Below are 20133 nucleotides of genomic sequence, written 5' to 3' on the forward strand. Positions count from 1 at the left end.
GGGTAAGGCCTCATGGCTATCTGAAGCTACGCCTCCTCCTGAATTTTTATAACCTACACCGTATGGTGATTCACTATAGTTTGGTGGTGGAGGGAATGCACTTATTAAGTTTAAAGGCGCTCCCCAAAGTCCCGGAATCATATATATTGTAAAGGTTAAGGTGATAAGTCCTAAACTTAAACGCCCTACTGAAATATGTGTTAATGGTGAATCGTGTGGTAAATGTATCTTTCCGAATAAATAGAAGGCCAAAGCTCCAAACACAGCAATCCAGATTGCGATAAACACTTCGCGCTCTAAAATATGCCATTGCATAATGTAATCGGCATTCGATAAGAATTTAAAAGCTAAAGCAAGTTCTAAGAATCCTAAAACTACTTTTACGGTATTTAACCAGCCTCCTGATTTTGGTAAAGAGTTTAACCAACCCGGGAAGGCTGCAAATAAAGCGAATGGCAAAGCAATTGCTAAAGAGAAGCCCAACATTCCAACAATTGGAGCAATTCCTCCTTTAGACGCCTCTTCTACTAATAAAGTTCCAACAATAGGTCCGGTACAAGAGAACGATACAATGGCTAAGGCCAGAGCCATAAAGAAGATTCCGATTAATCCGCCACGGTCGGCCTGAGAATCTACTTTGTTTGCCCAGGAGTTTGGTAACATAATCTCGAATGCCCCTAAGAAAGACACTGCAAACACCACCAGTAAAATAAAGAAAATGATATTAAACCATGGGTTGGCTGCCAGAGCATTTAAGGCATCGGCTCCAAAAATTCCGGTTACTGCAGTTCCTAAAAGCACATAAATCACAATAATACAAAGTCCGTAAATCACGGCATTTTTAATCCCTATGGCTTTGTTTTTACTCTGCTTGGTAAAAAAGCTTACCGTCATAGGAATCATAGGAAACACGCAAGGTGTTAACAAGGCTGCAAACCCGGATAAAAAGGCGATAAAGAAAATACTAAACAGCCCTCTGTTATCGGCTTCTTTATCTTCCTTTTCGATAGTGTGAACTGTCGCTTGGTCTTTTGATGTTTCAGCAGAAGCTACCGCAGCAGCTGAAACAGTGCCACTTTGTTCAAGATTAAAAGTTAAATCTACTTCGGTAGGTGGTAAACAACGTGTGTCGTCGCAAACCATATATTCCACAAATCCGGAAATTCTTTTAACTCCCGGAGCTACCTGAACTTTCTGCCTAAACGTCGCTTTAACTTCGAAGAACTTAATCTTCATATTAAATACAGGATCATCAACTGTATGGCCTTCTTCTTCGGAAGTATTCCCGACAATTTGTATTCCTTCCTGACTATCATCATAGGTAAAAGTAGTTGCAATCGGACCGTCGGCAGGAACAGTCTGCGAATATAAATGCCAGCCAGATTCGATGGTGGCTACAGTAACTAAATTGTATTCAGTATCCGAAACCATTTCAACAGATGTTGTCCACTTTACAGGTTCTAAAATTTGTGAATTTACAGTACCGAAGGCGACAAAAAATAATGCTATTAGTAATTGTTTCATGTTTTGTTTAAGTATTTAAAAACGGGTTATCGATAAAACAACCCGTTTATTCATCTTTCCTAATTCGCAGTGTGACTAATTCTAAATCAGAAAGACATTATCTATTCCAAAGGAGTTCCGTCTTCCTTCAAAGACCCCGATTTAATAATAATTAAGTTATTTAAATCAATGTGCTTTTTAATGGCTTGATTTACTTCTTCCAGAGTAACGGCTTCCACATCCTTCGGAAACTGCTCAAGATAATCCGGAGACAAACCACGTTCTAACACACTTAGAAGTGCTCTTGCCATACCAGACGTAGTAGCCATTCCAACTTTATAACTTCCTGTAATATTATTTTTTCTAGCTTGTAATTCATCCGCTGTAACGCCTTCATTCACCCACTTTTTCAGCTGCACCATAGTAGCATCTAACCCTTTTTCAAATAAAGACGGGTTAAACGTAGCATCTACCAACCAATAACCACCTCTTTTATTATCTCCGGCATGGCTTGCAGAAATTCCATAAGTTAAACCATCATTATCACGAACGGTTTGCATTAATCTTCCGGAAAATCCACCACCTAAAATGCTTGTACCTAAATAAAATGGTAAATATTCAGCATCATTTCGCTCTATGCCTGTATACTGTCCGATGTACATTTGTGCACTTGGCTTTTTTGGAATGGTAATTACTTTGGTTTTCCCCTCTCCTTTAACAGGTGCCTTAAAATCAGCTTTCTCCACTACACCTTTGTTCCAGCCTTTAAAATTTTGCTTTAAAGCATTGTACAATTCCTTAGTATTCACATCTCCAACTGCAACCAAATGCATATCTGCTAAACCAAAATATGTTTTATGAAATGCTTTTAAGTCTTCAAGAGTAAGAGCTTCAATGTTCTTTATAGAAGTCTCTATATCTGTTCTGTAATTAGGGTGGTCTTTAGGATAAATTGCTTCTAACAAAGCAATAGTTCCCTGTGTTCCTGGATCAGTCAACCCTCGTTTAAGTCCGTTTATACTCTGCTGTTTTAATAAATCAAACTCTTTCTCATCGAATAAAGGCAGGCGTAATTCTTCTGCAAGTAAAGCTACTACTGTATCTAAATCTTCAGTTAAACATTTAAATCGAATAGTTACTGTATTTGCATTAGAAGACAGACTAATATTAGTACCTAATTTTTCCAGTTTTTCAGAAAACTGAAACTTATTGTGTTTCGTTGTTCCTTTACTAAGCATGCCTACAGTAAAATCCGGAATCAGTTCATTTTTATGCGTATTTCTAAAAGCTTCAATTGAAAAACTAGCCGCAACATTAACGAAACCTTTAGCACCCGTTTTTGCAGTTACCACATCGATTCCGACAACGTCCTTTCTTGTAAACTTTTCTCCTGAAGCAGACGATTGTATGGTCTCGTACCCCGAAGTAAAGTTTTCTCTCCCTGAAACTGTTTGATTACTGTGACTCCCAGTATTCTCCGGGTGTCTGTAATAGTATTTACTATCATAATCTGCGGTAAACTTAGAAACTTCGTCTTTAGTTTCTGAACTTCCTCCATCTTCATTTGCAGGGATAAAATACCCCGTAGTACTTTGGTTTTCCTCTAGATACGTGTTTGCTACACGTTTAACATCAGCTGCAGTAACCTTGGATAAGCGTTCGGAAGCCGTTACATAATCGGTCCAGTCTCCTCCGGCAATGGCTTCGGTTAAATCCCCGGCAATACTACCGGAACCATCTCTTGACAAAATAGTATTAGCGTTTAATTTTGATACAATTCTATCGACATCTTCCTGAGCTACACCCTCTGATTTTATGGTTTCCACCATGGCTAACATCTGCGTAGAAATGGCTTCTATATCCTTATCCGGCGTAAGTCCCAAAGCAATGGTAAATAATCCTACCTCCTGAAAATTTGAGGCGTTAGCATAACCATTATTCGCAATTCCTGTATCTACAAACGTTTTATTAATCACAGAAGATGTTCCACTTCCCAAAATCTGACCTAATACCTGAAGTGCAGGTAAATCGTCATGCATTCGTCCCGGTATTTTATAGGCTATGTTTACTAAAGCCTGTTGTCCCGTTTTTTTAATGATTAAACGTCTGGGACCAAATTGTTCCGGCTCGGTGGTATAGGGTTGTGGCATGCTATGCGGTGCTTTTGTAATAGGCCCAAAATACTTATCAACCAGATTAAAAACCTCATCTTTTTTAAAATCTCCAATAATAGTTAATGTCGCATTATCCGGCCAGTAATACGTATTATAAAAATCTCTTAATACCTCTATTGGCATATTTTCGATATCCGAACGCCAGCCAATTGTTGAGTGGTGATACGGATGAGCCATATAAGCTGTGGCCCAGATTTCCTTATTTAACAAACTGCCGGGACTGTTTTCTCCCCGTTCAAATTCATTTCGAACCACTGTCATTTCAGAATCCTTATCCTCTTTTAACAATAAGGAGTTACGCATTCTATCGGCTTCGATATGCAGCGCCAGTTCTATTTTGTCGCTAGGAATCGTTTCGTAATAATTAGTACGATCGTTCCAGGTTGTAGCGTTCATCTGTGCACCAATACCCTGTAAAACAGCAAAAATACTATTCCCATTTTTCTTGTTAAAGGTTGGGGTTCCTTTAAAATTTAAATGCTCCAGTAAATGTGTTGATCCGGTATTTCCAGGAACTTCGTGTTTAGACCCTACCCGATAAACCACCTGAACGGTGACAACGGGAGCGGAATTATCCTGTACTAAAAGGACATTCATGCCGCTGGGTTCGTACATAAATTCCTCAACGCCTCCCAGCGTTTTAATCTTTTTAAATTTTGCGGTGTAATCCTGAGCCTTCATTGCTGAAGACGCCATAACTGTTAAAACAACAGCAGCTAATTTGATATACTTTTTTACCATTTGAAATTGGGCTTATTAATTAGTTATTATTCCCTATTAAGACTGATTGTTATGTATTTACAACTAATAAGAAAATGTTAAAATTTTACAAAAAAACACAACACAAACTCAAAATACTCACTATCAATAATTTGCATTATTTTAATTGATCTGACACCAAAACCTGATCAACATATTTAAACTAATTTCACAATAACGAATTTAAGCCCAAAAGCAGAGGATTTCTCCAATCCTTCTCTTATTAAAACACCTTACATCTATAAAAGTAATCACATTCCTCTTTTTTATGCAACAAGTTGCAATTCACCAAAAAAGACTGCATTTCAACGTTTTAATTCAAATCACAACTATTAAGTGTTTAATTTACACTAAATAGTTTTTGCTCGTTTCTACTAAAACTTAATTCAAAGTACATTTCGTTACACTTCATGTTCTGGCAGTAATCTGTCCCGCTCTTCCTGTAGTTAACCAACCAAAAGGTCTAGTTAATAGCATAATTAGTCGATTAAAATTTTAACCAACCAATTATAAATTCATTTGCTATGAAAAAAATCGCTATGCTATTAATCGTAATGTATTCCGGGCTAAGCCAGGTGCTAACTGCACAAAGCTATCCAGAAGCAGGAACATTTTACTCTTACAATTTTAAAGATGGTTCTGTATTACCTCAGGACACGTCTTTCAGGTACGATACTGTGGAATCTACTGATGGATACCTAACCTTGAATTCAGGAACCGGACAACAGTTCTGGTTCCATAGTAGTGGTCATGGTATTTATATATATAATGACAATTATTTTGAATTAGATGTCGCTGGAGATGCAGATATTACCTTTTTAACTTGTGCTTATGCACCAGCGGATGGCCAATTTACAATTACTGATACTTCCAATACCGTGCTCGGTGTTATTTCTGGAACTAATAACGGAAATTCGGGAGAAGGCACTAGTGTTTATAGTTACGAAGGAGAGGCCACAACACTCACCGTTACATATTCCTCCACATCAGGCAGTGGATATGCATACTTACACGGTGTAACTATTGATAACATTTTAGAGGTCAGTGCCGAACCAGGAACAACTTACGATTTCGATTTTACAGATGGCTCTGTAGTTCCAACAGATAGCAGTATAAATTATAATCAAATAGCATCTAACGATGGTATCCTAAATATTAAAAGCGGTTCTGGTGGTACATTCAGGTTCAACGATACTACTCACGGATTAAGCTTAAAGGATGGTAATCTTTTCGAAATGGTAGTCGCCGGAAATGCCGTATTCTCTTTTTCAGTTTGTGAATACAGCGCTTCGGATGCGATTCTTACCTTTAAAGATGAATCCGGAACGGAAATAGGTAATATCCCTGCCTATTCTGCTAATGATGGAGAGATTATGACTTATGAATATACTGGAGATGCCGGAACTATTACCGTTACATTATCTGCCAGTAGCGCCATATATATGCATAACCTGAGTATAGAAAATGAAAGTGATAGTATCGTCACTGCCGAATCAGGTGAAACTTACACTTATAATTTTACAGACGGCTCTGTAGTTCCAACAGATAACAGTATAAATTATGACCAAATCAATTCTGAAGATCAAATACTTTATCTAAAAAAAGGAACAGGTAACACCTTTAAGTTTAATGATACAACCCACGGGCTAAGTCTAAAAAACGGCAATTATTTTGAATTAGTTGTTACAGATAATGCTATTATTTCCTTCACAGTCTGTGCATACAGCTCTACCGACGCTATACTCTCCTTTACAGATGAAAATGGCTTAGAAATAGGTGATTTACCAGCTTATTCATCTACTGACGGAGAAATAATTAACTTCATATATTCAGGATCACCAGGAACAGTAACTGCCACTTTAACAGCAGGAGGCTCCATTTACATGCATCAAGTTAGCATTGCAAATTCAGCCATTTCTAACGGTCTCATTGATGTCTGGGATTTTGGAGCAGAACAATTAGATTCAAATAGCTATAACAACCAGTTATCAGAAACCATTATAAACTCCTGGTATGATGGTATCTCTGAAGTAACAACTCAGGTAAATCTACCGTCATTTACCGCTGGTGCTTTATCTTTTACAACTGGCTCCAGTGATAGATTAAGAACCACAAATACCAATTTAACACGTTGGGATAATGAATTAGGCAATTCAGATGCTTTTACCGGACGCCTATACATCAACAATAATTCGGGTTCTAGCTACTTTAATTTAAACCTAAACGAAGATGATGAAGTTACAATTTGGGCGCTCTCGCAATATGCCACTGGGAAATTAAAATTTGAATATCAATCTGATACCAGCATCCAAAATGACGAAGCCGACCTCTCTGACTCTGTTTCGCAGCTCGATTTTGTAGCCAGCACACCTGGCACCTATAAAATATACGACAGTCAGGATAAACCCAGTTTTTATAGAATTCAGGTTAAACCTGCTGAGTACACTACTATTTCTGGAACTATAGATCTCACGGAAGCGGCTAATATCTCTTCAGACTACCAAATAGCATTCACCAATAGCTTCGGAAAATCATGGGTTACCACGAATGCATCAGGCACTTATAATGTTTCAGTTCCTTTAGGTTACACATATGATATAAATCTATTAGATGCCAATGGCTTTATTATAACAAACGAAACTTCCATTACTACCAGTGAAACGTCTCAAGAAAAAGATCTTATTATTCAAGGGATTAACCTTAATATATTAAGTGGAACTATCCTGGGCCTAGACACGGACATTTCCAGTCTAAATTTAATTTTTACCCCAGAATCAGAAACTGCGTATTTCCCAATAGCAGAAATTAATTTAGAAGAAAACACTTACACTGTACAATTAGAACCTAGTCTGAATTATACCATTTCTACTGAGGGTGTGAATGATTATAATTTAGATACAAATCTTATCAATCTCAGCGAAGACACGGCCTTAGATATTTCTTTTACTTTAAAACCACTTTGGAATGTTTCATTAAACCTAACAGGGATAGACTTAAATACATACACAGACCTCACGTATAGCTTTACTAACATAAACGAACCGGATTACACTTATACTTTTACAGACCCATCTAATATACAATTGAGAGATGGTACTTATCAGGTTCATGTAAACGGATTAGAACTTACTCCTATAGAATTAGAAGAAACCCCAGATTTAACAGTTTCAGCATCTGATACTAATATTACACTCAACTTCGTACCTGTTAAAACCTGGACTTTCGGAACAGATGAAATTTTAGAAGGAAGCACAAGTTACAGAGGCTTACTTTTTACTGGCTCTCTTTACAATCAGCTACCTAAAATCCATCTTTTAGCACAGACAGGTAGTACAATATCCGTTCCCATATCTCCTGGAGAAAAATTAAATGTTTCTTATTATTATGCCGCCGATTTCTATTTTAATGATGAAATTACACATATTACAACCAATAGCGGTTCCACTTCAACAGAAGAAATAGCTACCTTTATTTATACCGGAACAACCGAAGGAACTGTGGACATAAACATAGATGCTACCACATATTTTACTCAAATTACTGTAGAACCTTATATACCGTTAACAACAGAACTTACGGTAGGTACTGATAAGGATTTTCAAACCATTAATGAAGCTCTAGACATGGTCGCTACTATGGCCAGAACCGAAAATGAACGAATTACGATATTGATAGATCCTGGTAATTACGAAGAAATGCTGGTTATAAATTTACCTAATATCACACTAAAAAATGCGTCACCTACCCCTAGTACAAATCTAACCAACAAAGGTGTTGATATCGATCCAAATGCCGTACGGATTACATCGTATTACGGACATGGCTATAATTATTACAGTCAGGATGAAAACAACAAGTGGAGTTCCACCGCTTTAGCAAACAGTAAATTAAACGGAAGTGCCAGTAATATTAACGATGGTGCTGGTACTACAGATGGCTCTTTTTGGAATGCAACCGTTGTGATTTCAGGAGATGGATTTATAGCTGAGCACATTATTATTGAAAATTCGTTCAACCAATATATTTCTCAAAAAGAATCTGAAGATATTTTAGAATTAGCAGATGGCAATAAAGGCATACGCCCTACCGAGGTCGGAAATACAGAGGTACAGGACAGAAGTTTTGTAGAACGTGCTGCTGCAATTGCTATTACCAATAATACAGATAAGGTGATTTTAAACCAATGTAGAATTGTTGGACGTCAGGACACGTTTTACGGAGGAAGAAACGCAAGAGTTGTTATTTACAAAGGCGCTGTAATGGGGGCTGTAGATTACATTTTTGGAGGAATGACCGCTGTGTTCTACAAAACAAATTTAATTATGAATACCAGTGACAACAGTAGTGACCGCACCTACTTTACTGCAGCACAACAATCCAGTGGTATGCGAGGATATTTAATGTATGAATGCCTAGTAAAGTCTACTATACCTGGTGAAGAAACAGCCTCTGAAAACAGCTCTAAACCTGGATTTTTTGGTCGTCCTTGGGCTGCTGAAACCAGTGAAGTTGTGTTTTACAATACAACCGTAGAAACTTCTGGTTTTCCTGGATATGAAGGGTTGTCTCTAATAGACCCCGAAGGTTGGAAAAACTCTTTGGGTGGTGAATCTGAATTTATGTATGAATACGGTACTATCGAAAATTCAGGCATAGACAATAGCAGTTCCAGAGCGTCTTGGTCTACCATTTTATCTGAACCTGTTTTATTCGATGGTACAGCAATAACCCCATTAAATTTTACTAAAGGAGATGACAATTGGGATCCACTAACGGCATTAATGACAGACACTACACCTCCAACAATCACACTTATAGGTGATAATCCTCAAATCATCGAATTAGGATCTGAATACACTGAACTTGGTGCTACAGCTGTAGACGTTGTTGACGGTGATATTTCTGAAGCGATTACTATAGACTCCTCTAACTTTAATCCATATGCTATTGGAGATTATTTAGTAACCTACAACGTGAGTGATGCTGCTGGAAATATTGCTGTAACTGTAGAACGCACCGTTACTGTACAATACACACCAGATATTCCTGATTTGGCAGATAGTTCTGATACAGGTGTCTCTAATACAGATAATATTACCAACATCAAATCTCCAACCCTAATTGGCAATGTATCAGCTCTAAATGCAGGAAAAACCATTGAAATTGTAAGTAATGAATTGGTTATAGGAACAGGTATAGCCGAAATAGATGGAACATATGAAATACCTATAACCGAAGAACTCTCAGATGGTGTTTATAATTTAAGTGTACATCTCTTATCTGAAGATACAACAACTGAGAACTCGCTCCCCTTAGAGATTCATATCGAAACCATCTCCCCGATTATCACACTGCTTGGTGAAAACCCATTAAATCTATACGAAGGCGAAATTTACTCCGAACCAGGAGTTACAGCTTCAGACTTACCTGATACTGACCTTACAGCCCAAATTGTTATAAATAAAGAAACTTTAAATACGGACATATTGGGAACCTATAGTATTACTTACAACGTCGTGGATATAGCTGGAAATATTGCCCAGGAAGTAACCAGAACCGTAAACGTAATTCCTGTTCCCGACACAAATATTCCGGTGATCACACTGCTAGGTGAAACCTCTATGGATATTTACCAATACGAAAATTTTCAAGATCCGGGTGCTACAGCTGCAGATGATACCGATGGAGATATTACTGATCTCATAGCAATTGCCGGAGATATTGTAGACTCCAATATTCTGGGAACTTATGTTATAACCTACAATGTTAGTGACAGTGCCAATAACCGGGCCCAGGAAATGACCAGAACCGTAAACGTCATTCCTGTTCCCGACACCACTATTCCGGTGATCATATTGCTAGGTGAAACCTCTATGGATATTTACCAATACGAAAATTTTCAAGATCCGGGTGCTACAGCTGCAGATGATACCGATGGAGATATTACTGATCTCATAGCAATTGCCGGAGATATTGTAGACTCCAATATTCTGGGAACTTATGTTATAACCTACAATGTTAGTGACAGTGCCAATAACCCGGCCCAGGAAATGACCAGAACTGTAAACGTCATTCCTGTTCCAGACACCACTATTCCGGTGATCACATTGCTAGGTGAAACCTCTATGGATATTTACCAGTTCGAAAATTTTCAAGACCCGGGTGCTACAGCTTCAGATGATACCGATGGGGATATTACTGATCTCATAGCAATTGCCGGAGATATTGTAGACTCCAACATTCTGGGAACTTATGTTATAACCTACAATGTTAGTGATAGTGCCAATAATCCGGCCCAGGAAGTGACCAGAACTGTAAACGTCATTCCTGTTCCCGATCAAATTATTCCGGTGATCACACTGCTAGGGGAAACCACTATGGATATTTACCAGTTCGAAAATTTTCAAGATCCGGGGGCTACAGCTTCAGATGATACCGATGGAGATATTACTGAACTCATTGCAATTGCCGGAGATATTGTAGACTCCAATATTCTGGGAACTTATGTCATAACATACAATGTTAGTGACAACGCCAATAACCCGGCCCAGGAAGTCACCAGAACCGTAAACGTCATTCCTGTTCCGCCCACACTTGAAATTAAGGATATTGTTTTAATAGGAGCTACCAATAATGAAACACTTGGAACAATCACAGATAATAAAATATTCAGTACCCAGGACTTACCCGAAGACATGAGACTAAGCGTTGAAGTTTCAACAACTACTGATGTTGAAAGTGTAAGAATGGTCCTTTCTGGAGCTAAATCTAAACTTCGAAATGAAAGCTACTTACCTTATACTTTGTATGGATATAAATCATTAGGATATTCCAGCAGTAAATTTTACACTGGTGAATATACACTTACTATTACTACCTATTCAGAAAATAACCAATCTGGTATTTCAGGTCCCCCTGTTACCTTATCCTTCAAAATTATCGAAGGTGCTGTTCCTCTTGATCTAGACGAAGATGGATTTACCGACGATATTGATTGCGATGATTCCAATCCTTTAATTTTTCCAGGAGCTAACGAACTCTGCGATGGTATTGACAATAACTGTAATGGCGAAATTGATGAAGGTTTTACAAAAACAATTTACTACGTCGATAATGACAATGATGGCTTTGGTGATCCTAAAAGCGGAACTTTACTTTGTGAACCTGTAACGGGATACGTTCTAGACTATACTGATTGTAATGATAGTAATCCAGAGATATATCCAAATGCTATCGAAATATGTGATGGCATAGATAACAATTGTGATGGCATAATAGATGAAGGATTTACAAAAACAATGTATTACGCCGACAATGATAGAGATGGCTTTGGTGATCCTGAAAACGAAACTTTACTTTGTGAACCTGTAATAGGGTACGTTCTGAACCATACTGATTGTGATGATAATAATCCTGAAATATATCCAGGCGCTATTGAAATCTGCGATGGTATAGATAACAATTGTGATGGTATAATAGATGAAGGATTTACAAAAACAATTTACTACGCCGACAATGACAAGGATGGGTTTGGTGACCCCGAAAGTGGAATTTTACTTTGTGAACCAGTAACAGGGTACGTTCTGGACAATACCGATTGTAACGACAACAATGCCAGCATAAACCCTAATGCATCAGAAATTTGCGATGGTATAGACAATAATTGCGACGGATTAATTGATAGCGAAGATAGTAACAGCAATTGTGAGTCTCAATTTACTGTCTTAAATGCAAACCTCATCGATGCAGAAAATCAGCTATCTTTAGGTCCGCTATATAATGGACGGGTTATCAGCACTACCGAACTCCCTTCCACTATGAAATTAAGTATCGAAGTCTTTGTAACAAGCGATGTAGAGAGTACCCGTATGGTTTTAGCTGGGGCTAAATCGAAACTTAGAAATGAAAACAGTCCGCCATATACCTTGTATGGTTATAAAAATGGCAGATATTCCAGTAGTCAGTTTTATATTGGAAATTATACTTTAACGATCTATACCTTCTCCCAAAACAATCAGGAAGGTACTCAGGGAACTCCTAAAACCATATCCTTTCAAATCGTAGATAATGATTTAGTAAATATTGACAACGATAATGACGGCTATTCCGCAGATGAGGACTGTGACGACTTAAATGCCTTAATTTATCCAGGAGCCGAAGAAATATGTGATGGCCTTGATAATAACTGCGATGGACAGATTGACGAAGGCTATACTCCTAGCATATTTTATGCCGACTTAGACGGCGATGGTTATGGTGATTTATTCGCGGCTACCGAGCTATGCTCTCCGACTAACGGTTATGTTTCAAATGCACTAGATTGTAATGACCAAAATAATTCAATTCATCCAGAAGCTCAAGAGATTTGCGATGGCATAGACAACAACTGTAATGGTATTATTGATGAAGGATTTGAAAAAAGCACCTATTTTGCAGACAACGACGGTGACGGGTTTGGAGATCCTGAATCCGCTGTCGATTTATGTGTACCTTGGACTGGCTACGTTTCTAATAGTTTAGATTGTGATGACTCGAATGCTTCAGTACATCCTAATGCCATCGAAATATGTGATGGTATTGATAATAATTGTGATGGATTAATAGATGCTGAAGACAGTAATTCTGACTGTTCCGGAAAACTAAATATATTAAGCCTCGAATTAATCGATACGAAAAACAATAGTTCTTTAGGTTCCTTAACAGATGGCCTGCAAATAGACATTAATACTCTGCCTAATTTGTATTTAAGTGTTCAGGCATTTACTACCGAAGATGTGGAAAGTGTAAGATTTGAAATGTCCGGATCGAAATCAAAACTCAGAAATGAAAGCCATCTCCCTTACACTTTATATGGTTATAAAAATAACGGATATTCAGGTAGTAAGTTCCGATTAGGGACTTATTATTTAACGGTTACCCCATATTCTCAAAATAATCAATCTGGAATTTCAGGCACACCTTATATAATAACTTTTGAAATTATAGACACACAAACAACAACATCAAGAGTTATTCCTGAAGACAATTACGAAGCTCCACTAAAAACTGAAACAATTAGTGAATTTGAATTCTCTCCAAACCCGTTTAAAACCTATATCAATATGGATCTACCTTCCAGCTATCACAACGCTCCCGTAGAAGTCCATATTTTCGACCTCAACGGCAGGTCTGTTTATTATAAACGCTTTCCCGGTACAACCCAAGAATTGCATATCGACAATCTGAATAAGCTGGAAATGGGTCCTTATATTTTCAGAATTCAGAATTTACTCTCTGGAGAATTGATTAATAAGCAATTAATCAAGTTTTAAAACTTGTAGTTTTAAAACTGAAGGCCGAAACTTAAGTTTCGGCCTTTTTATTTCATTAAAAACCCACACTTAAAACCTGTATATCACCACCTTACCAAACAGACCTACAAACTAAAACGAATAATTTCCACCGAAACTTCTACTCAAAATACCACCTCAAAACAAAATTATTAACTAAATTAGAGATTCAATTTTTACGCTAAAAATCAATATTATGAAGTGGAAAGGCCAAAGACAAAGTTCTAACGTAGAAGACCGCCGTGGACAAGGCGGCTCAGGAGGTTTGGGCAGATTAAGTCCAATGTTATTAATTCCACTTATAAAACTACTCTTTTCCAAAGCCGGCCTTGTTATAGTAGGTATTATACTTGTCATTTCCCTTATTACGGGCACCAATCCGCTGAGTTTTATTGGTCAGTTATTTACAGGAAGCCCGGTTCAAACGGAATCCTCAGCACCGTATCAAGGTTCTGCCAAAGAAGAAGAACTGGCCGATTTTAGCGCTACCATTCTGGCAAGCACCGAAGATGTATGGAGTCGTTTAATTCAAAATTATCGCAAGCCTACCATGGTATTATTTACCGGAGCGGTAGCCTCTGCCTGTGGAACAGCATCCAGCGCCACCGGACCGTTTTACTGTCCTGGCGACGAAAAGTTATATTTAGACCTTAGTTTTTTCGACGAAATGGAACGGCAATTAAATGCTCCCGGAGATTTTGCTCAGGCCTATGTTATAGCGCATGAAGTGGGGCACCATGTTCAAAAGCTTATGGGGATAACGGACCAGATGAACCAACTACGTTCGCAAATGAGTCAGACCGAATACAATAAATATTCCGTTCGTCTGGAACTACAGGCTGATTTTCTAGCTGGAGTCTGGGCGCATCATTCTCAGCAAATGACCCAAATGATGGAAACCGGCGACCTTCAGGAGGCCCTTAACGCTGCCTTTGCCATTGGGGACGATCGTCTGCAAAAACAGTCTACTGGTCATGTGGTTCCTGACTCCTTTACTCACGGGACTTCCGAGCAACGTATCCGCTGGTTTAAAAAAGGGTTTGAAACCGGCGATGTAAATCAAGGAGACACTTTTAACGCAAATCCGCTTTAAAAAATCAAATCCACAATATTTCAAAGACCACCAAATTTTGGTGGTCTTTCTGTTTTTAATACAATTACATCTGCCTTTCTTCTACTTTAAAACATTTAATCTCATTTCATTATTAACACAGTTTACACCTAAAAAACTTTCATAATTCAAATAGAATAATGAATTTTACAACGCTTAAAAAGTAAACATCAGACTATGGCTAATGAAATCATTTTATTAAATATTTCCGGACAGGATAAACCAGGATTAACCTCAAGTTTAACAGGCGTTTTAGCGCAATATGGCGCCAAAATTCTGGATATTGGTCAGGCAAATATTCACGATACTTTATCCTTAGGTATCCTGTTTAAAACCAAATCCGGATCAAAATCCGCCGCAGTTTTAAAAGATTTACTTTTTAAAGCTTACGAACTGGGCATTAGTGCCAAATTCACCCCTATTACAAACGACAACTACGAAAACTGGGTTGCCCTTCAAGGTAAAGACCGTTATATCGTAACCATTCTGGGCGAACGCCTTTCTGCAGTACAGATATCTGCAGTAACCAAAGTGATTGCCGATAAAAATCTGAACATTGACTCTATAACGCGACTTACAGGGCGTTTATCCTTAATAAAAGAAGAAGAATATCCCAGAGCTTCCATCCAGCTTTCCATTCGTGGAGGGATAGATAGTAAAGAAGATTTAACTGCTAAATTCATGGATATTTCCAGAGAATTGAATGTAGATATTGCTTTTCAGGAAGATAATATTTACCGTAGAAACCGACGTCTGGTATGTTTTGACATGGATTCGACTTTAATTCAAACCGAAGTTATCGATGAGCTGGCTGAATTAGCCGGTGTTGGAAAAGAAGTTAAAGCCATTACTGAATCAGCTATGCAAGGCGAAATCGACTTTAACGAAAGTTTTGAACGCCGTATGAAGCTCCTAAAAGGCCTTAGTGAAGATGTGCTTCATAACGTAGCGATTAATCTGCCTATTACCAAAGGTGCCCATCGTTTAATAAACACCTTAAAAAGTTACGGCTTTAAAACGGCTATACTTTCTGGAGGATTTACTTATTTCGGCCACTACCTTCAAAAGGAACTGGGTATCGATTATGTATTTGCCAACCAGCTGGAAATTAAAGATGGAGCCCTTACAGGCGGCTATTTAGGTGAAATTGTAGACGGAAACAAAAAAGCCGAATATCTAAAAGAAATCGCTAAAAAAGAAGGTATAGATATCAGTCAGACTATTGCAGTTGGTGATGGCGCTAACGATTTACCAATGCTTAATTTAGCGGGACTGGGTATTGCTTTCCATGCCAAACCTACGGTTAAAGAAAATGCTCAAAGTTCAATTTCAAGTATCGGTCTGGATGGTGTGTTATACCTTTTAGGATACCACGACAGACATATCGATCTGATCGAATAGTTTTAGCCTATTACTTTAGTTTACTGACTAATATTTAGTAATTATTCAACTGTAATTCTTTTCGTTTTTTTCTTAAATTGATATCAAACTATTTAAGGATGAAAACGGAAAAAGAAAAAATGATGGCAGGAGAACCTTACGATGCCCATTGTGAGGAAATGATTGCTATCAGAACACGGGTAAAACGCATATTGCACAAATTAAATGTAACAGAGTATTATTCCGATAATTTTAAAGACACGATGAACGAACTGTGTCCTAACTCTGCTAAAAACATCCACTTAGAACCACCCTTTTACTGCGATTATGGTGAAAATATTTTCGCCGAAGATGATGTGTTTATTAATTTTGGAGCTGTAATTCTGGATGGCGCAAAAGTCACCATTGGCCGAAAAACCCTGATAGCTCCCGGAGTGCATATTTACACCGCAAGGCACCCATTAAATATTGAAGAGCGCAGAGTCTGGGAAGACTGTTTACCTGTAACAATCGGAGAAGAATGCTGGATTGGGGGTCATGCCACCATTTGCCCGGGAGTAACAATTGGAGATCGCGCCGTTATTGGGGCCGGTGCCGTTGTTACCAAAGACATTCCTGCCGATACCCTCGCTGTAGGCAATCCTGCCAGAGTAGTAAAAACACTAAATACCTGATACATTCAACACCAAATATTAATAACAAAGCCCTGCAACATAAATGCTGCAAGGCTTTGAACTAAATAGCTAATGGATATAAAAATAGTTATTTAACTTTTGCTACCGCCAGTTCTCTGGTTAACCATCCTCTTTTTCCTGCCGTTGCAATGGCATAAGGCGTAATCCAGAATAAACCGAAAGTGTATAGTATGCTATAAGAATACGCCCATAAGGATTCTTCTAGATTGTATCGTTTTGAATAAAAGAAGGCTGAAAAACTAGATATAATTAAAATACTTAACAGCGATGAACTTACAAATAATATCGGGTGAACAGCCACAAAATACAGCATAAATAATACCAGAGGATAACTCATAATAATTTTAAGCGACTGGTTAATAAATAATAATCGTGTACCTGCTTTATGATCTTCTCTAAAATCTTTAAACACATATTTAGTCATCGCCAGATTCTCACGTACATTACTTCTACCCCATCTGATAAACATCTTATAAAGTCCCTTATAGCTTTCTGGTACTTTAGTAAAAGCGTAAGCATTTCTTTGGAACACTACATGAGACCCTTGCTTTAAGATCATGTTTGTCATAGCACGATCCTCTCCAATATCAGAAGGCTGCCCCATAAACGTTTGATTTATCCATTCTTCCAGACAAGCAAACACCGAAGTTCTTCTGTAAGCCGCTAATGCTCCAGGGGTACATAGTACAGAGTTTAATGAACTCTCTGCAGATCTTGCAAATTCAAAACTCATAACAAAACTCACGTTTAACATTTTTGGTAAAATAGCTTTTTCGTTGTTTAATACACGAATATTCCCAGCTACAGCACCACATTGCTCGTTCGTTACAAACGGACTTACCAGATTTCTTAACGTATCTGTATTTACTACCGAGTCACTGTCTACGGTTACAAATACATCTCCGGTTCCTAAATGAAAACCTCTGTATAAGGCATGACGCTTACCTTTATTTTCAGGCTGCTGAAAAATCTCTACGCGATCTCCCAATACATTCTTAGCTTCTTTCATCCAATACCAGGTATCATCCTTACTACCATCATCTATGGCTAATAATTGTAATTTCTCTTCAGGGTATTCGCTTTCGGCTAAACTCATTAAAGTGTCAAATACCAATTTACCTTCGTTATAAGCAGGCACGATTACCGTACAGCTTGGAAGTTCTTCATCGCTTACAGAACTTACAGGTTTATATTTAAAATACAGATATAATTTATATAAGAAGAACCCTGCATGAAAGGCGAATAAAATGGTTCCTATTACAAAGAAGGCATAACCGATGGTTGAATTCATACGTTCGAAATTAAATTTCTCAAACTCATGTTGAAGAGCAAAAACGGTAATTGCGCCACCCAGCATTAATAAAAATGTTCCTAATAACACCAAAGTATTAACCCGGCTTGATTTATCTTTTGAGATTTCATTCTCTTTTTGAAATAAGGCAGGAAATAAACCTGCAAAATTCAAGTTATTTTTTGTTGTTTTTAATTGATTAGAAGTGATTGATTGACTTTTCATATCTGCAATACTTTTTATTTTCATTTTTCTGGTAAACCATTTTACCATCCCACTGTTCGGTAATGTATTAAGCAAGTCACATGCCAACACCGAAACTTCTTTATTTACAACACATTAGACCACAACCCCGTTTTTCACATGTGTAATATTTACACAAAAACAGGATAATCAGCGTCACTTAATTACACAATGTGTACGGGTATACAATTTGAAATAGAAAACATCTGTTTAGATACATTCGATTGCATTGGTTATCTTAGAGGAAAATGCCACTTCGACTAATGATGTTCAGCTTAAAAACACAACCTCTTATTTTTTTCTGCTTTTTGATAAGCTATAGCATTTTTTCTCAAACCTTTGAAGGCACTGTTCTGGATAATAATACCGGAATACCATTGGAGGGTGCCAACCTGTATATAACATCTTTAAAAACCGGAGCAAGCACTAATACCAAAGGGCAATTTAAGATCTCTATTCCATCACACATTTCTCAAACCGATAGCATACTTTGCTCGCATTTGGGGTATTACCCCAAAACCATCAGTTATTCCGATTTTGAACAACAAAAATCCATCATACAATTACAACCTAAAATCGAATCACTTAAAACAATACAACTTACAGGATCAAAACACTTATTCAGCAGTTTACCTTTTAAACAGCTGCAAGCTATGCCCGAAGCCGTATCGGCTTTTGGTTCTACTCGAATTGATAATAAAATATATGTGGTAGGCGGAGATGCTTCCGTAGTAGATCAGGTTGTTCAAAGTGCCCTGCACAATACAAGTAATAACGCCAGAGCCTCTCTTTCAGATCTTATGAAGGATCTTAGATACGATTCCACCTGGGAATCGTTTTCGACAGTACTACAGATTTATGACATCGCTTCTAACAGCTGGACTACATCGGACCTTAAACTAAGAAAACGCGCCTACCAAACCGTTGAGCATTTCAATAACCAGCTGTATATTTTTGGAGGCATCAGACTTTCCACTAACCATAAATTGCAGTATCTGGATGATAAAATTGAAGTAATAGATATAGTAAACAACACGAAACTTATAGACGATACTAATCCACATCAGACAGCAAATGCTGCTTCTTTTCGGTATCAGAATAAAATAATAGTTCTGGGTGGTTCTACTAAAATAAGTCCCAATGGTAAAAAAACATTTACCGACGCTGCGCATTTATACAATCTGGAAACAGGTTACTGGTACGCTTTAAAAAACATGCCAGAAGCAAAAGCAAGCCAAGGGGTTTTAATAAAAAACATTATTTATCTAATTGGTGGAAATAACGGAAAGCCCTTAGCGCATATTGACACTTATAATATTAATACTGGAAACTGGCAGCATATGGGCGACACCGTTAATGCCATGGAGGCTCCCGCTGTAACAGCAAACGAGCACATGATATACATTTATGATAAAGGACAGTTAATCACTTTCAACACGTTAACTACCATTTTAAACTGTTACAACATCAATTTAACTCAGAAGCAGTGCGCGCTATATTGTTGCGAAAACCACCTGTATCTTATAGGAGGATTTACCGAAAATAACTTTTTACAAAGCCCTTCTGCACAGGTATACAGTATAGACATTGATGAATTTTTAAATACAAAAATTAAGGCTAGTAAGCATCTGGAAAATCCTTAAGATAA

At 37.7% G+C, this 20133-nt stretch carries 7 protein-coding genes and 1 pseudogene; 5 read left to right on the top strand and 3 right to left on the bottom strand.

All coding sequences use genetic code 11. The annotated features are described in order from the left end of the window. Window positions 1-1524 (bottom strand): annotated as a pseudogene (locus I3217_RS08560) (protein-disulfide reductase DsbD family protein); the annotation flags it as partial. A 101-nt stretch (window positions 1525-1625) separates the two neighbouring features. Further along, window positions 1626-4418, bottom strand: coding sequence for a M16 family metallopeptidase (locus I3217_RS08565; protein ID WP_435049345.1), 2793 nt, complete (start codon window positions 4416-4418; stop codon window positions 1626-1628). Window positions 4419-4960: 542 nt separating this feature from the next. Here I3217_RS08565 and I3217_RS08570 point away from each other — a divergent pair. The 4 genes from I3217_RS08570 to I3217_RS08585 all read left to right on the top strand — a co-directional run bounded on the left by I3217_RS08570 (window position 4961) and on the right by I3217_RS08585 (window position 16930). Continuing rightward, window positions 4961-13747 (top strand): pectinesterase family protein, encoded by an 8787-nt coding sequence (locus I3217_RS08570; RefSeq protein WP_435049346.1) that lies wholly within the window; start codon window positions 4961-4963, stop codon window positions 13745-13747. A gap of 214 nt (window positions 13748-13961) precedes the next feature. Then, on the top strand, window positions 13962-14858 hold the full coding sequence (gene ypfJ, locus I3217_RS08575; protein WP_435049347.1) for a KPN_02809 family neutral zinc metallopeptidase: 897 nt from the start codon (window positions 13962-13964) through the stop codon (window positions 14856-14858). Between the two features lie 195 nt (window positions 14859-15053). Continuing rightward, window positions 15054-16277, top strand: coding sequence for a phosphoserine phosphatase SerB (gene serB, locus I3217_RS08580; RefSeq protein ID WP_435049348.1), 1224 nt, complete (start codon window positions 15054-15056; stop codon window positions 16275-16277). A gap of 98 nt (window positions 16278-16375) precedes the next feature. Further along, window positions 16376-16930 carry a sugar O-acetyltransferase gene (locus tag I3217_RS08585; RefSeq protein WP_435049349.1) on the top strand — a complete coding sequence of 185 codons (555 nt, stop codon included), beginning with the start codon at window positions 16376-16378 and terminating at the stop codon, window positions 16928-16930. A gap of 88 nt (window positions 16931-17018) precedes the next feature. Here I3217_RS08585 and I3217_RS08590 read toward each other — a convergent pair whose 3' ends face one another. Then, complete coding sequence (locus I3217_RS08590; RefSeq protein WP_435049350.1) at window positions 17019-18491, bottom strand: glycosyltransferase; 1473 nt, start codon at window positions 18489-18491, stop codon at window positions 17019-17021. A 302-nt stretch (window positions 18492-18793) separates the two neighbouring features. Between I3217_RS08590 and I3217_RS08595 the strand changes: the two genes are divergently transcribed. Then, window positions 18794-20128 (top strand): Kelch repeat-containing protein, encoded by a 1335-nt coding sequence (locus tag I3217_RS08595; protein WP_435049351.1) that lies wholly within the window; start codon window positions 18794-18796, stop codon window positions 20126-20128. Window positions 20129-20133 lie beyond the last annotated feature (5 nt).

Origin of the sequence: Formosa sp. S-31, assembly GCF_051172795.1 — a bacterium.
Taxonomy (GTDB): domain Bacteria; phylum Bacteroidota; class Bacteroidia; order Flavobacteriales; family Flavobacteriaceae; genus Formosa.

Excerpts from the sequence above, each read along its gene's own strand:
- I3217_RS08565 (WP_435049345.1), bottom strand. The coding sequence starts at position 4,418 with ATGGTAAAAAAGTATATCAAATTAGCTGCTGTTGTTTTAACAGTTATG.
- I3217_RS08570 (WP_435049346.1), top strand. The coding sequence starts at position 4,961 with ATGAAAAAAATCGCTATGCTATTAATCGTAATGTATTCCGGGCTAAGC.
- ypfJ (WP_435049347.1), top strand. The coding sequence starts at position 13,962 with ATGAAGTGGAAAGGCCAAAGACAAAGTTCTAACGTAGAAGACCGCCGT.
- serB (WP_435049348.1), top strand. The coding sequence starts at position 15,054 with ATGGCTAATGAAATCATTTTATTAAATATTTCCGGACAGGATAAACCA.
- I3217_RS08585 (WP_435049349.1), top strand. The coding sequence starts at position 16,376 with ATGAAAACGGAAAAAGAAAAAATGATGGCAGGAGAACCTTACGATGCC.
- I3217_RS08590 (WP_435049350.1), bottom strand. The coding sequence starts at position 18,491 with ATGAAAATAAAAAGTATTGCAGATATGAAAAGTCAATCAATCACTTCT.